General features: G+C 64.8%; 9 protein-coding genes and 2 other RNA genes. 7 read left to right on the forward strand and 4 right to left on the reverse strand.

Going from position 1 to position 14,081, the window contains the following annotated elements; genetic code table 11:
- The first annotated feature begins 139 nt into the window (after positions 1-139).
- The 4 genes from A7D16_RS01785 to A7D16_RS01800 all read left to right on the forward strand — a co-directional run bounded on the left by A7D16_RS01785 (position 140) and on the right by A7D16_RS01800 (position 5,087).
- Positions 140-1,333 (forward strand): OprO/OprP family phosphate-selective porin, encoded by a 1,194-nt coding sequence (locus A7D16_RS01785; RefSeq protein WP_064629275.1) that lies wholly within the window; start codon positions 140-142, stop codon positions 1,331-1,333.
- 114 nt (positions 1,334-1,447) lie between these two features.
- Positions 1,448-2,776, forward strand: a complete 1,329-nt coding sequence (locus A7D16_RS01790; protein WP_064629278.1) for a CitMHS family transporter — start codon at positions 1,448-1,450, stop codon at positions 2,774-2,776.
- Positions 2,777-2,911: 135 nt separating this feature from the next.
- Positions 2,912-3,652, forward strand: coding sequence for an acetoacetyl-CoA reductase (gene phbB / locus A7D16_RS01795; protein WP_064629280.1), 741 nt, complete (start codon positions 2,912-2,914; stop codon positions 3,650-3,652).
- Positions 3,653-4,055: 403 nt separating this feature from the next.
- Positions 4,056-5,087 carry a LacI family DNA-binding transcriptional regulator gene (locus tag A7D16_RS01800; protein ID WP_064629282.1) on the forward strand — a complete coding sequence of 344 codons (1,032 nt, stop codon included), beginning with the start codon at positions 4,056-4,058 and terminating at the stop codon, positions 5,085-5,087.
- Between the two features lie 204 nt (positions 5,088-5,291).
- On the opposite strand, the gene A7D16_RS01805 is transcribed toward A7D16_RS01800, so the two are convergent.
- Entirely contained in the window at positions 5,292-6,617 is a 1,326-nt protein-coding gene (locus tag A7D16_RS01805) for an MFS transporter (protein WP_064629284.1), read from the reverse strand.
- A gap of 267 nt (positions 6,618-6,884) precedes the next feature.
- Here A7D16_RS01805 and A7D16_RS01810 point away from each other — a divergent pair, with 267 nt between their 5' ends.
- From A7D16_RS01810 to A7D16_RS01820, 3 genes are all read left to right on the forward strand, one after another.
- The gene (locus tag A7D16_RS01810; protein WP_064629287.1) at positions 6,885-9,341 is read left to right on the forward strand and encodes a TonB-dependent receptor; all 2,457 of its coding nucleotides are present in this window, start codon (positions 6,885-6,887) and stop codon (positions 9,339-9,341) included.
- Between the two features lie 35 nt (positions 9,342-9,376).
- The gene (locus A7D16_RS01815; RefSeq protein WP_064629289.1) at positions 9,377-11,296 is read left to right on the forward strand and encodes an alpha-amylase family protein; all 1,920 of its coding nucleotides are present in this window, start codon (positions 9,377-9,379) and stop codon (positions 11,294-11,296) included.
- Between the two features lie 330 nt (positions 11,297-11,626).
- Positions 11,627-11,702, forward strand: a non-coding RNA gene (locus tag A7D16_RS01820) — sX9 sRNA.
- Positions 11,703-11,766: 64 nt separating this feature from the next.
- On the opposite strand, the gene A7D16_RS01825 is transcribed toward A7D16_RS01820, so the two are convergent.
- The 3 genes from A7D16_RS01825 to A7D16_RS01835 form a co-directional block, all read right to left on the reverse strand.
- Positions 11,767-12,447: a type 1 glutamine amidotransferase domain-containing protein gene (locus A7D16_RS01825; RefSeq protein ID WP_064629291.1), complete on the reverse strand. Its 681-nt coding sequence runs from the start codon at positions 12,445-12,447 to the stop codon at positions 11,767-11,769.
- 174 nt (positions 12,448-12,621) lie between these two features.
- A non-coding RNA gene (locus A7D16_RS01830) (sX9 sRNA) lies at positions 12,622-12,695 on the reverse strand.
- Positions 12,696-12,818: 123 nt separating this feature from the next.
- A complete protein-coding gene (locus A7D16_RS01835) occupies positions 12,819-14,081 on the reverse strand; it encodes a flavohemoglobin expression-modulating QEGLA motif protein (protein ID WP_064629293.1) in 1,263 nt (420 codons plus the stop codon).

Here is a 14,081-nt window from a genome sequence, read left to right on the forward strand (position 1 = left end):
CGATTCCCCACTCCCCCATTCCCCCCCCCCAACGACAGGTCCATGACAGCTTCGCCGGACTAGGCTTCCGCCAACGCGCCGCAGTGTGGTTGTGCGGTGCATCGCTGAACGTGATTTACACATGTACCTGGGAGGGTCTGTGAGCAACGACACTTTACGTCTGCGCGCCTTCACCGCCTGCGCTGCGCTCTGCCTGGCATCGGCTGCGCGCGCGGCCGATGAGGCAGGCCCGGTCACTGCCGAGGTAGGCGGGCGTGTGCACTGGGACTTCACCATGTTCGACAACGACGAACGCGGCACGCCCGAGCGTAACGACACCCAGTTCCGCCGCCTGTGGTTGGATGTGGCGGGCAAGTTCTACGGCTTCAACTACAAGGCCGAAGCGGAATTTGCCGGCCTGCAATACGAGTCCGGCGGCCGCGGCATCCTGGCGCGCGATGTATACATCGCCAAGAAGTTTTCTGCCGGCACGCTGACGGTGGGCCAGTTCAAGCAATATTTTGCGCTGGACGATCGCACCGGTTCCAACTATGGCCCGTTCCTGGAACGCGGCTATGCCGCCACCACGCTGGCGCCGATCTATCGCAAGGCGATTTCATGGCAGACCAATCGCCCGGATGCGACCTGGTCCACGGCCGCCTACAGCCTGGAAAGTATCGACAATTCGTCGACCAAGGGCGGTGCGCTGGGCACGCGCCTGACCTACGCCCCGGAAATGGGCCAGGCACGCTTGCGTCACCTGGGCGTCTCGCTGGCGCACGAGCGCTATTCGCATCCGGGCAGTAGCGGAGCGCCGCCGCTGCTGATCCGCCCGCGCGCCGAGAACGATCTGGCCAACAACAGCCGCATCACGCTGGCGCGCTTTGCCGATGGCCGCGATACCGACTTCGACAAATGGTCGCTGGAATATGCCGAAGTGCTCGGCTCGTGGTCGTGGCAGACCGAATTCAGCGGCGGCCTGCTCGACGATGGCGCGCAGCGCGCCAAGCTGCTGGCCAGCTACGGGTTGGTGAGTTGGTTCGTCACCGGCGAGTCGCGCGGTTACGACCGCAAGACCGGGCGTTTCAGCCGCATCGCCACGCCCAATCGCCCGTCCGGTGCATTCGAGCTGGCGCTGCGCTACGACTACATGCGCGGCGACCAGCATTTGGATGGGCAACCGGACTTCCTCAATGCCAGCACGCAGTCGTGGACGCTGGGCGGCAACTGGTATTTCAAGCCGAATTTGCGCGTGATGCTCAATGTGATCGACAGCCGCAACCGCGATCGCATGTTCAATGCGGTGGTCGACCACACGCTGGCGGTGACCGGCCGTTTTCAATATGACTTCTGATGTGTCGTTCATGACCACATCCGTTTCAAGGCAACTGCAAACGCGTCATCGTTCCTGCGCTGCATGCGCACGCTCCACCCTCCCCCTGTTGCACGCCTCAAAGGATTTTCCCGCATGCTGACCGCGCTCGGTTTCGGAATGGTGATCACCTTCATGTACCTGATCATGAGCAAGCGGCTGTCGCCGCTGGTGGCTCTGATCACGGTGCCGATCGTGTTCGCGTTGCTGGGCGGCTTCGGCACCGGCATCAACGAGATGATGCTGGAAGGCATCAAGAAGATCGCGCCCACCGGCGTGATGCTGATGTTCGCCATCCTCTACTTCGGGGTGATGATCGATGCCGGGCTGTTCGATCCACTGGTCGGGCGCATTCTGCGGCTGGTCAAGGGCGACCCGCTGAAGATCGTGATGGGCACGGCGATCCTGGCGATGCTGATCTCGCTCGATGGCGATGGCTCCACCACCTACATGATCACCGTCTCGGCGATGCTGCCGCTGTACCAGCGGCTGGGCATGAACGCGCTCAACCTGACCTGCGTCACCATCCTGGCCAGCGGCGTGATGAACCTGACCCCGTGGGGCGGCCCCACTGCACGTGCGGCGACGGCGTTGCATGTGGACCCGGCCGATGTGTTCGTGCCGCTGGTGCCGGCGATGCTGCTGGCGATCGCCGGCATCCTGGCGCTGGCGTGGTACCTGGGCATGCGCGAACGTCGCCGCCTGGGCGTGGTGCGCTTGCCCGCCGATGGCAACTGGCTGGAGACCAGCATCCCCGAAGACAATGACGCCCTGCCGCGCGTGGAAGACACCGAGGACATGAAGCGGCCCAAGCTGCTGTGGGTGAACCTGATCCTGACCCTGGCGCTGATGGCCGCGCTGGTGGTGGGCATCCTGCCGATGCCGGTGCTGTTCATGATCGGGTTCGCGCTGGCACTGATGATCAACTACCCCAACCTGGCCGAGCAACGCCGCCGGCTGGTCAATCACGCCGGCAACGTGCTGTCGGTGGTGTCGCTGATCTTTGCCGCCGGTATCTTCACCGGCATCCTGTCCAACACCGGGATGGTGGAAGCGATGTCGCGCAGCTTCCTGGCGGTGATCCCGGACAGCTGGGGCCCGTATCTGGCGGTGATCACGGCGATCGTCAGCATGCCGTTTACGTTCTTCATGTCCAACGACGCGTTCTACTTCGGCGTGCTGCCGATCCTGTCCGAAGCCGCCGGCCACTACGGCATCACCCCGGTGGAAATGGCCCGCGCCTCGCTCGCCGGCCAGCCGGTGCATCTGCTCAGCCCCCTGGTGCCCTCGACCTATCTGCTGGTGGGCCTGGCCAAGGTCGACTTTGCCGACCATCAACGCTTCACCCTGAAGTGGGCGGTGTTGATCTCGCTGTTGATGCTTGGCGGCGGGTTGTTGTTTGGCCTGTTTCCGTTGGCGCGTTAGGACACGGGACCCGGGACCCGGAAGCGGGGACCCGAAGAACGTCGCTCGCCAAAAACCCCGCCATCTACGCTTGATTTTGCGGGTCCCGGGTCCCGGGTCCCGAATCCCGATCCACCTCTAAAGGAATCCCAACCAATGACTCTCCGCATCGCATACGTCACCAGCGGCATGGGCAGTGTGGGCACCGCGATTTGCCAGAAGCTGGCGCGCAGCGGGCATACCGTGGTTGCCGGTTGCGGGCCCAATTCGCCACGCAAGGCGTCGTGGTTGCGCGAGCAGCGCGAACAGGGCTTCGACTTCGTGGCCTCCGAAGGCAATGCCGCCGATTGGGATTCCACTGTGGCTGCCTTCGCCAAGGTCAAGGCCGAAGTCGGCGAGATCGATGTGCTGGTCAACAACGCCGGCGGCAGCCGCGACACCTTGTTCCGGCAGATGACGCGCGACGACTGGAATGCGGTGATCGCCAGCAACCTGCATTCGCTGTTCAACATCACCAAGCAGGTGGTCGATGGCATGACCGCACGTGGCTGGGGGCGCATCGTCAACATCGGTTCGGTCAGCGCGCACAAGGGCCAGATCGGGCAGATCAACTTCGCCACCGCCAAGGCGGCGATGCACGGCTTCAGTCGCGCGTTGGCGCAGGAAGTCGCCTCGCGCGGTGTCACCGTCAACACCATTTCGCCCGGCTATATCGCCAGCGCCTCGATCAGCAGTTTTCCGCCCGACGTGCTCGACCGCCTCGCCACCTCGGTGCCCGTACGCCGGTTGGGCAAGCCGGTCGAAGTCGCCGGCCTGTGCGCGTGGCTGGCCTCCGACGAGGCCGCCTATGTGACCGGTGCCGATTACGCGGTCAATGGCGGGCTCTACATGGGCTGACACGGACAGTGGGCCGCAAGCGGTTGTCGGAGTGCACCCCGGCACGCCAGCCGCGATCACCCAATGCGACCAACAAAACGACGCCGCGGCCGGCAGACAGGAGCGGCCGGTGCTCGGCATCGGCAGGTACGACGCATCGCACTCCAGTTCCTGTACGCCGCCCACACCCGCCTGGCAGCCGCCCGCTTCTTTTGACGGTTCTAAGCCCCGCATGTCCGGATGCACAATGACGCGCTGTCCAGCCGCGACACTCTCCCGGCACTCGATCCGCAACCGCGATCGCAAGGCTGGGACGCGTGTGCGCGATGGCGCGGCACCTTGGCGCACAAGCAGCCGCCACTGCGCGAACAACCCGCCTCTAGTGCGAACTGATTACACTCTGGCTTTTCCGCACTACGCTGCCATGGCCAAACCTTCAGAACGCACCACGCTCACTGCCCGCCCGCAGATGGCCGATATCGCGCGCATGGCCGGCGTGTCCGAGTCCACCGTGTCGCGTGCACTGGCCGGCAGCCCGGTCGTGGCCGAACGCACCCGCGCCTACATCAAGCAGATTGCCGCCGATGCCGGCTACCAGGTCGACCCGGTCGCGCGCAGCCTGCGCGCCAAACGCTCCAATACGGTGAGCGTGGCGGTGCCGATGATGCACGCGCTGGATCAGCCGCTCTCTGATCCGTTCCTGATGACCATGCTGGCATTGCTGGCCGAAGAACTCACCGGCCGCGGCTACAGCATGCTGCTGTCCAAACTGGACCGGCATCAGGACGGCTGGGTGGAACAGCTTGCGCGCGGCAGCCGCTCCGACGGCGTGATCGTGCTGGGCCAGAGTTCCGAGCACGCCGCGCTGGATGCGGCCGCACGCGACGGCCTGCCGATGGCGGTGTGGGGTAGCAAGATCGACGGGCAGTCGTACATCAGCGTGGGCAGCGACAACTTCCAGGGCGGCGCGCTTGCCACCGAACACCTCATCGCCAGCGGCCGCCAGCGCATCGCCTTCCTGGGCGACGACCAGTTGCCGGAAGTGGCGCCGCGGTTTGCCGGCTACCGCGATGCGTTGTCGCGCCAAGGGCTGGAATTCGACACGCGGCTGCATGCGCGCAGCCATTTCGTCAGCGAAGATGCCTACCGCCTCACCCGCGCGATGCTCAAGAAGGCCGACCCGCCGGACGGCTTGTTCGCCGCCTCCGACGTGATCGCCGTGGGCGCGATCCGGGCATTGGTCGAGGCCGGCCACCGCGTGCCGCAGGACATCTCGCTGGTGGGCTTCGACGATATTCCGCTGGCCGCCTACAGCCAGCCACCGTTGACCACGGTGCGTCAGGATCTGGGCCTGGCTGCGCGGCTCCTGGTGGACCGCCTGCTTGCCTTGATCTCAGGCGAAACCGTGCAATCGGTTGAAATGCCGGTGAAGCTGGTGGTGCGCGAGTCGGCGTGAAGCGGGGATTTGGGATTTGGGATTTGGGATTTGGGATTGGGGATTCGGGATTCGGGATTCGGGATTCGGGATTCGGGATTCGGGATTGGGATTGCCGATTCGGAGATACCAGCCGGCAGCCCGCTTCCTTCTCCCGCAGGCGGGAGAAGGTGCCCGAAGGGCGGATGAGGGGGGCAGGCAGCCGGCGACGTCAGCTAGGTAGTCCTAAGAATCTGTCAGGATCACTTTCGGCTTACGCAAGCGCACGCACAGCATCGCCACGGCCGCGGCCAGCATCAGCGCACCGGCCAGTTTGATCACGTTGCGCGGGTCGCCGTGCAGCAGGCGCTCGTAATACAGCGGCAAGGTGACGATCTGGATCAGCATCGGCAGCACGATGAACAGGTTGAACAAGCCCATGTACACGCCGGTGCGTTCGGGCGGGATGCTGTCGGCCAGCATCAGGTACGGGTTGCCCATCATGCTGGCCCAGGCCAGGCCAATGCCGATCATCGGCAGCAGCATCAGCCAGCGGTTCTCGATGCCCGGCAGCAGCCACATGCCGATGCCGGCGGCGACCAGACAGGCCGCATGCGTATATTTGGGGCCGAAGCGACGCACCACCGGCACCATCGCAAAGGCCGCCGCAAACGCGACGAAATTGTAGAAACCGCCGATCTGCCCGTTGACCAGGCTGGCCTCGCGGAAGCCGTGCGAGGTGGCATCGGTGGTGCCGAACAAGGTGGTCGACAACGACAGCACGATGTACTGCCAGTAGCAGAAGATCCCGTACCACTGGAACAGCATCACCGGCGCCAGCTGGCGCATGGTGGGCGGCATCGCGCGCAAGGCGCTGCCGATTTCGCGCACGGTCGCGCCCAGCCCGGCGCCGGTCTGGCGCATGCGTGCGATCTCCGCCGGCGCGATCGCAGGCTCGCGCACACTGCGCGCGGTGAGCAGGATCGAGGCCGCAGAAAAGCCCGCGCCGATCACGAACGCGGCGATGGTGACGTATGGAATATGGTGCGCGTTGGCCGCATCCTGGTTCATGCCCAGCCACACCAGCAGCGGCGGCGTGAGGTAGGCCAGCGTCTGCGCCAGACCGGTGAAGGCGCTTTGGGTGAGATAGCCCAGCGGCCGCTGCGGCGGCGCCAGCACATCGCTGACCAAGGCGCGGTATGGCTCCATCGCCACGTTGTTGGCCGCATCCAGCATCCACAGCAGGCACACCGCCATCCACAGCGCGGTACTGAACGGCATCGCCAGCAGGCATAGGCTGCACACCAGCGCGCCCAGCACCATGTACGGCATGCGCCGGCCCCAGCGGGTCACCGAGCGATCGCTCCACGCGCCCACCAACGGCTGCAGCACCAGGCCGGTGATCGGCCCGGCCAGCCACAGGTACGGCAGGCTGGCATGGTCGGCGCCCAGGTAGTTGTAGATCGGGCTCATGTTGCTCTGCTGCAGCCCGAAGCTGTACTGCACGCCGAAAAAGCCGGCATTGAGCGCCAGGATGCGCGCGAAAGAGAGCGGAGGAACGGTCGACGACATGCAGAGCCCTGGGCATCGGTGCGGCTCCCAGTGGCCGCAGCGCACTGTACCCTGCCCTCTCTGCAATCGATTGTAACGCTGCGCCGCAGCACGCTTTAGCATTTCGGTGTAGCTAGCTTAGAAAACGATCTCCATGCTGCAACGCAAGATTGCAATCGATTGTATTCGGGCGTATTACTGCGCTCGCACTGCAGGCCACACGGCCACTCCCTGGGAGGGGACGATGCAGGCGTCGGCACACCACCATCCGTGAGAGAGAGAATCGCAATGTCCACCTTGCACACCCTGCGCCTGCACGCCCTGGCCTGCGCGGTCGTTTCCTGCCTGTGCGCGCCTGCCGCGCTGGCCCAGGACACCGCCGCCGCTGCGCCGGCCACGCCGCCGGCTGCCGACAGCGCCGCGGTCAATCTGGATTCGGTGTTCGTCACCGGCACCTCCACCGCCACCACCAAGCTGAAATCCAGCGTCTCGGTCAGCACCGTCGGTGCCGAGGCCATCGAACAATCGGCGCCACGCAGCACTGCGGAAATCTTCCGCAACATCCCCGGCATCCGCTCCGAATCCAGCGGTGGCGAAGGCAATGCCAACATCGCCGTGCGTGGCCTGCCGGTGGCCTCTGGCGGCGCCAAGTTCCTGCAGTTGCAGGAAGACGGCCTGCCGGTGATGGAGTTCGGCGATATCGCCTTCGGCAACGCCGACATCTTCCTGCGTTCGGATTTCACCCTGGACCGTATCGAGGCCATCCGCGGCGGCTCGGCGTCCACGTTCACCAGTAACGCGCCCGGCGGCATCATCAACTTCATCAGCAAGACCGGTGATACCGAAGGCGGCAGTGTCGGCGTCAGCCGCGGCCTGGACTACGACAACACCCGCATCGACTTCAATTACGGCGCGCCGTTCGCCGAGCAGTGGCAGTTCAACATCGGCGGCTTCTTCCGCCAGGGCGATGGCGTGCGCGATGCCGGCTACACCACCGACAAGGGCGGCCAGATCAAGGCCAACCTCACCCGTTTGTTCGACAACGGCTACGTGCGCCTGTACGGCAAATACCTCAACGACCGCGCCGCCGGCTACCTGCCGGTGCCCACCTCCGTGCGTGGCCGCGACGGCTCGCCGGACCTGGGCGGTTTCCCCGGCTTCGACCCCGGCAACGACACCTTGTACAGCCGCAATTTCCGCAGCGATGTCGGCCTGGATGGCAACAACCAGCCGCGCCGCACCGACCTGGGCGACGGCATGCATCCGATCTCGCGCACCATCGGCGCCGAGGCCTGGTTCGACCTGGGCAACGGCTGGAACCTGAGCGAAAAATTCCGTATTGCCGACAACAGCGGCCGCTTCGTCAGCCCGTTCCCGGCCGAAGTCACCGACGCGGCCACGCTGGCAGCGTCCATTGGTGGTGCCGGTGCGCAGTTGGTACAAGCCAGCGGCGCCGACGCCGGCCAGGCCTATACCGGCAACGCCATCCGCACGCATCTGTTCAACGTGGCCATCAACGACCTGGGCAACGTCACCAACGACCTCAGCGTCTCGCGCGAGTTCGGCGGCGACGGCCGCACGCTCAACCTGCGCATGGGCTATTACAGCTCGCGCCAGACCATCGACATGGACTGGACCTGGAACTCCTACGTGCAGAGCCTGGGCCGCGATTCGCGCCTGCTCAACGTGGTCGACGCTGCCGGCGTGTCGCGCTCGCAGAACGGCCTGTACGCCTACGGCACCCCGTTCTGGGGCGACTGCTGCATCACCCGCAGTTACGACGTGCGTTACGACGTCAATGCACCGTACGTGGCGCTTACCTTCGACAGCGGCAAGTTCAGCGTCGACGGCAGCCTGCGTTACGACATGGGCGACGCGCGCGGCACCTACAACGGCACCGCCATCGCGCAGAACCTGGACGTCAACGGCGACGGCGTGATCCAGCCGGTGGAGCAACGCGTGGCCACGGTCGACACCGCCAACTCCCGCCCGGTGGACTACGACTGGAACTACCTGTCGTACTCGCTGGGCGGCAATTACCTGATCACCGACGACCTGGGCGCCTTCGCGCGCATCAGCCGCGGCGCACGCGCCAATGCAGACCGGTTGTTGTTCGGGGTGGTGCGCGACGACGGCTCGGTGTCGTCCGACGAAGGCGTCAACGTGGTGCGCCAGGCCGAAGCCGGCCTGAAGTGGCGCCGCGATGGATTGAGCCTGTTCGCCACCGCATTCTCCGCGCGCACCCAGGAGCAGAACTTCGAAGTCACCAGCCAACGCTTCTTCAACCGCAGCTACGAAGCGCACGGCGTGGAGCTGGAAGCCAGCTACCGCTACGAGGGTTTCACCGTCAACGGCGGCCTGACCTGGACCGATGCAGAAATCTCCCGCGACCAGATCACCCCGGAAAACACCGGCAATGTGCCGCGCCGGCAGGCCGATGTGGTGTGGCAGTTGACGCCCAGCTATCGCGGCGACGGCTACCAGTTCGGCGTGAACCTGATCGGCACCACCGATGCCTATACGCAGGATTCCAATCAGCTGAAGATGCCCGGCTATACGCAGGTGAATCTGTTCGGCGACTACCGCGTGACCGATGCGCTCACCGTCGCACTCAACGTCAACAACCTGTTCAACACCTTCGGCCTGACCGAAGCCGAAGAGGCCACCATTCCGGCCAACGGCATCATTCGCGCGCGCTCGATTGCCGGCCGCACCACCAGCATCAGCCTGCGTTACGACTTCTAAGGACCCCGCGCCGGGTCCAGGCTCGGCGGCTTCCAATGAGCACCTCCCCCATCGATTCCACCGCTCTGCGCGCGGCCTTCGCCGCGCCGCTGGATGCACAGCGCGCCGACCCGTTGCTGGCACGTTTTGACGAACACGCACCGCGCCTGCTGCATGCGCTGCAGTCGCTGTATGGGCAACGCCCCGATTACGCAGCGTGGTTGACGCAGTGGCTGGCCGCGCTCGGCAGCAACGCGCAACAACGTCCGCACGCATTGCAACAGCTCGATGCCACCCGCAAGCCCGGCTGGTTCGGCGCACAGCACATGCTGGGCTACAGCGCCTACGTGGACCGCTTTTCCGGCACTTTGCAGGGCGTGGCCGAGCGCGTGCCTTATCTGCAGGAGCTAGGCGTGCGCTACCTGCATCTGCTGCCGTTTCTGCGCGCACGCGCCGGCGACAACGACGGCGGCTTTGCGGTCAGCGATTACGGCCAGGTAGAACCCAGCCTGGGCAACAACGACGATCTGGTCGCACTCACCACCCGCTTGCGCGAAGCCGATATCAGCCTGTGCGCGGACTTCGTGCTCAACCACACTGCCGACGATCACGCCTGGGCACAGGCGGCACGCGCCGGCGATGCACGCTATCTCGACTACTACCATCACTTTGCCGACCGCACCCTGCCCGATCAGTACGAAAGCACGTTAGGACAGGTGTTTCCGCACACCGCGCCCGGCAACTTCACTTGGGTGGACGACACCGCGCAGTGGATGTGGACCACGTTCTACCCCTATCAATGGGATTTGAACTGGAGCAACCCGGCCGTGTTCGGCGACATGGCGCTGGCCATGTTGCGGCTGGCCAACCTGGGCGTTGAGGCGTTTCGCCTGGATTCCACCGCCTACCTGTGGAAGCGCACCGGCACCGATTGCATGAACCAGCCTGAGGCGCACACCTTGCTGGTGGCGTTGCGCGCGGTCACCGACATCGTTGCGCCGGCGGTGGTGATGAAGGCCGAAGCCATCGTGCCGATGACGCAGCTGCCGCCCTACTTCGGCACAGGTGCGGACCAGGGACACGAGTGCCATCTCGCGTATCACAGCACGCTGATGGCAGCCGGCTGGTCGGCACTGGCGTTGCAACGCGGCGACATCCTGCACGACGTCATCGCGCATAGCCCGCCATTGCCGCGCAATTGCGCATGGCTAAGCTATGTGCGTTGCCACGACGATATCGGCTGGAACGTGCTGCAGCACGAAGCGGCCGGCAATGCCGAGCAGCCACCGTTTGCGTTACGCGATGTCGCGCGTTTCTATGCCAACGATGTGCCAGGCAGCTACGCGCGCGGCGAGAGCTTCCAGAGCAGTGGCGACGGCGTGCATGGCACCAATGGCATGGCCGCTGCGCTTGCGGGCATTCAGGCGGCACAGGAGGCAGGCAATGCGGTGGCATTGGACACTGCGGTGGATCGGTTGGTACTGCTCTATGCGATCGTGCTTGCAATGCCGGGCGTGCCGTTGATCTATATGGGCGACGAACTCGCCTTGCCCAACGACATCAGTTATCGAGGCGACCCGCTTCGTCAGCACGAAGGCCGCTGGTTGCATCGTCCGGCGATGGATTGGCAGGTTGCTGCTCAACGTGAGGCTGCGGATAGTTTGAGCGGCAAGGTGTATCGCCGATTGCGTGCATTGATCCAGCAACGTGCTGCGCTTTCTGCACTCGCTGCCGATCAGGCGTTGGGCAGCGTTCCGCTGGGCGATCCGCGACTGTTTGCGTTGACGCGTGGCGATGGTTTCTTGGCCGTCCACAACTTCGGCGATCAGCCCCTGACGGTGGAGCTTGCTGCGATCGGGCATGGCCGATGGACGTTACTGGCTGATGACAGCGACGCAGCGGTCGAATCGCTGAGCGATGACATGCGGCTGGTGCTGCCGGCTTATGCGGTGCGCTGGTTGGAGCATAGTGCCTAAGCGGTTTTGGGCAGTAGTGAACGCACTTCAAAGCGGATGATCTGCCAGAGCGGGCGATCTGCGGCCTGGCTGCAGGGCCCTTGCCCGCCCACCATCGCAGGACACGCCGCAAGTACGTCCATGTAGGCTCTTACGCGGCATCCATGCCGCGTAAGGTCCCGCGACGGTGGACGGGCAAGGGCCAGTCGAGATGGTCGGTGCGCTTGGTTGCGAGCACTGGATTGCGTTGAGCTATCGGACGTTGCGGCATTCTGAAAACGCAAGACCAAGAGTAGCTAAAAAACTACTGCTCTCACCGTCAGTCGGGTGCAGCTGGTGCTCGGCATCGGCATGTACAACTCGTACATGCCAGCTCCTTCGCCCCGTCCGCACCCACCTGACGACTAATCGCTACGTTGTGTCAGCCGCTCCAAGTCGAAAGGCGCGGCTTCCTCCGGCGGTCGATGCACGACCACACGACAACCGCAAAATCAGCGCTTCAACAGCTCGAGCAAGGTCTCGGCGGCTTTTTCGGACGAGGCCGGATTCTGCCCGGTCACCAGCGTGCCATCGGCCACCACATGCACGCCCCAGTCGGCGCCCTTCTCGTAACGTCCACCGAGTTCGGTCAGCATGTCTTCGACCAGGAACGGCACGATCTTGGTCAGGCCAACGCCCTCCTCCTCGCCATTGGTAAAGCCGGTGACGCGGCGGCCGTTGACCAGCGGCTTGCCATCGCTGCCCTTGACCCGACGCAGTACGCCCGGCGCGTGGCAGACCAGAGCATGCGGTTTGTCGGCAACGGCGAAGGCTTCGATCAAGGCGATCGACTGCGCGTCTTCGGCCAGATCCCACAACGGTCCGTGGCCACCTGGATAGAACACGGCATCGAAGTCCTCGGCTTTGACGTCCGCCAGACGATGCGTGCTGGCCAGTGCCTGCTGCGCGTCGGCGTCCTGCTTGAAGCGCTTGGTGGCATCGGTCTGTGCGTCAGGCTCGTCGCTCTTGGGATCCAGCGGCGGCTGGCCGCCCTTGGGCGAGACCAGGGTGATGTCTGCGCCGGCGTCCTTGAACACGTAGTACGGCGCGGCGAATTCTTCAAGCCAGAAGCCGGTTTTCTTGCCGGTATCGCCGAGTTGGTCGTGGGAGGTGAGCACCATCAGGATGTTCATCGCATTTCCTCGTGTCGTTGCCCATCTCGGGCGAGGTGACCAGTGTGTGGATCAGCCCGTTGCAACATCGTGTAGAACGTGTCGCCGCGATGCATACGGTTCAGCGCCACTTGCAGAAGGCCACGCAATCGCGAGGCCCGCTACATCCGCACGGGACGCGCGACTACCAAGAGCGGCTAACAAAACGTAGCGAGCAGTCCACAGGTGGTGCAGACGGCACGGAGGAACCAGGGTGTACGAGTGGCTATGCCGATTCCGAGCATCGGCCGCGACCGCCTGACGGTGAACGCAGTCGTTGTTTCAGCTGCTCTAAAATCGCGGTGCGTGTTCGCAGCTACCCGGCAAGTGGTCGCACCCTGTCGTAACGATTCTCAGACATTCATCGCCGGCGGCTGCAGCTGATCCATGCGGATGCGATTGGCGAACAACGAGAAGGCCAGCATGCCGGCCAGCCCGCTGACCCGGCTCACCCACGGCGGCAGCCAGCGCGGTGCAACCAGCACGCCGCTATCGAACAAGGGCGCAAAGCGCGCCACATCGCCCAGCGCCATCTTGCCGGCAAACAGGTACCGGCACAGCTGCAGCTGATCGCGCTGCAGGGAATGCCGGAAAAACGTGTGCACCGCCACCAGCCCGCGCAGGTAAACGGTGTCCTTGGTGAAGGCACCGCCGCCGCTGGTGGGCACCCCGCGGAACACGCGCTGCGCGGACGAGAAACTTTCTGCAGCGCTCTGCCCGCCGTCGGTGAAATAGCGGAACACCTCGATGAAATCCGCACCCGAGCGCGCCATCGCAATCGCCTCGATGCGCAGGCTGATGCGCTTCATGCGTTCGATATCAATGCTGCCGGTGATCTGCTCGGCGAAGGTGGCCAGACCTTCCTGCGTAGCCGTGGTGCGCGGCGAGGAAATGCCCAGGCTGGGCAGATGCACCTGCGCGCGCCCATTGAGCGCGGTGAGCGAATGCACCAGCGCTTCGTGATGGAACAGCTGCGCGCGGTCGTAATCGCTGAAGGTGGCACCGGTGCGTAAACGAATCCGGTGCGCGCCGGCCGCCGCCTTGGCGAGCAGATCCGGGTCCAGCGTGACGGTGATGACGCGCCCTTCGAAGAATGCGTCCAGATCGTTCTGCAACTGCATGCGCAACGCGGTGGCCGAGACCGGCACCTGCTCTTCCGGCGCCAGCAGTTCGCGGTCCAGTTCGTGCGCGATCTGGATGAAGTGCCGGGCCGCTTCGCGCGTGGTCGGGCCGTTACCCGGCATCGGGTCGTCGGGCACACCGAACAGCTGCGCCGAATAATCACTGACCGCGCTGGTGCCCAGCGATTCCAGCAGGCCGGCGGCCAGGCTCCAGCTATGCGCCGAATCGATCAGGTACGCGCCCAGCGGGTGATGCGGATCGGCGGCTTTGGCGATGGCGGCCAGTTCGCGCCGGGTGTCGCTGAAATCGAGCGCGGGGTACTCCACCTGCGGCAATTCCGGCTGCCCGCGCGCCACGCTGTGCAGAAACGGCTCCTGCAGCGAGCGCGGCCAGCTGGCCAACGCCAGCAGGCGCACGCCGCGCACCGCCTTGACCAAACGCGCATCCAGCGCCGCGTGATGGACGATGTCCGGCGGGCCTTTGCGCGATGGCAT

The organism is Xanthomonas nasturtii, from assembly GCF_001660815.1.
In the GTDB taxonomy this organism is placed as follows: Bacteria; Pseudomonadota; Gammaproteobacteria; order Xanthomonadales; family Xanthomonadaceae; genus Xanthomonas; species Xanthomonas nasturtii.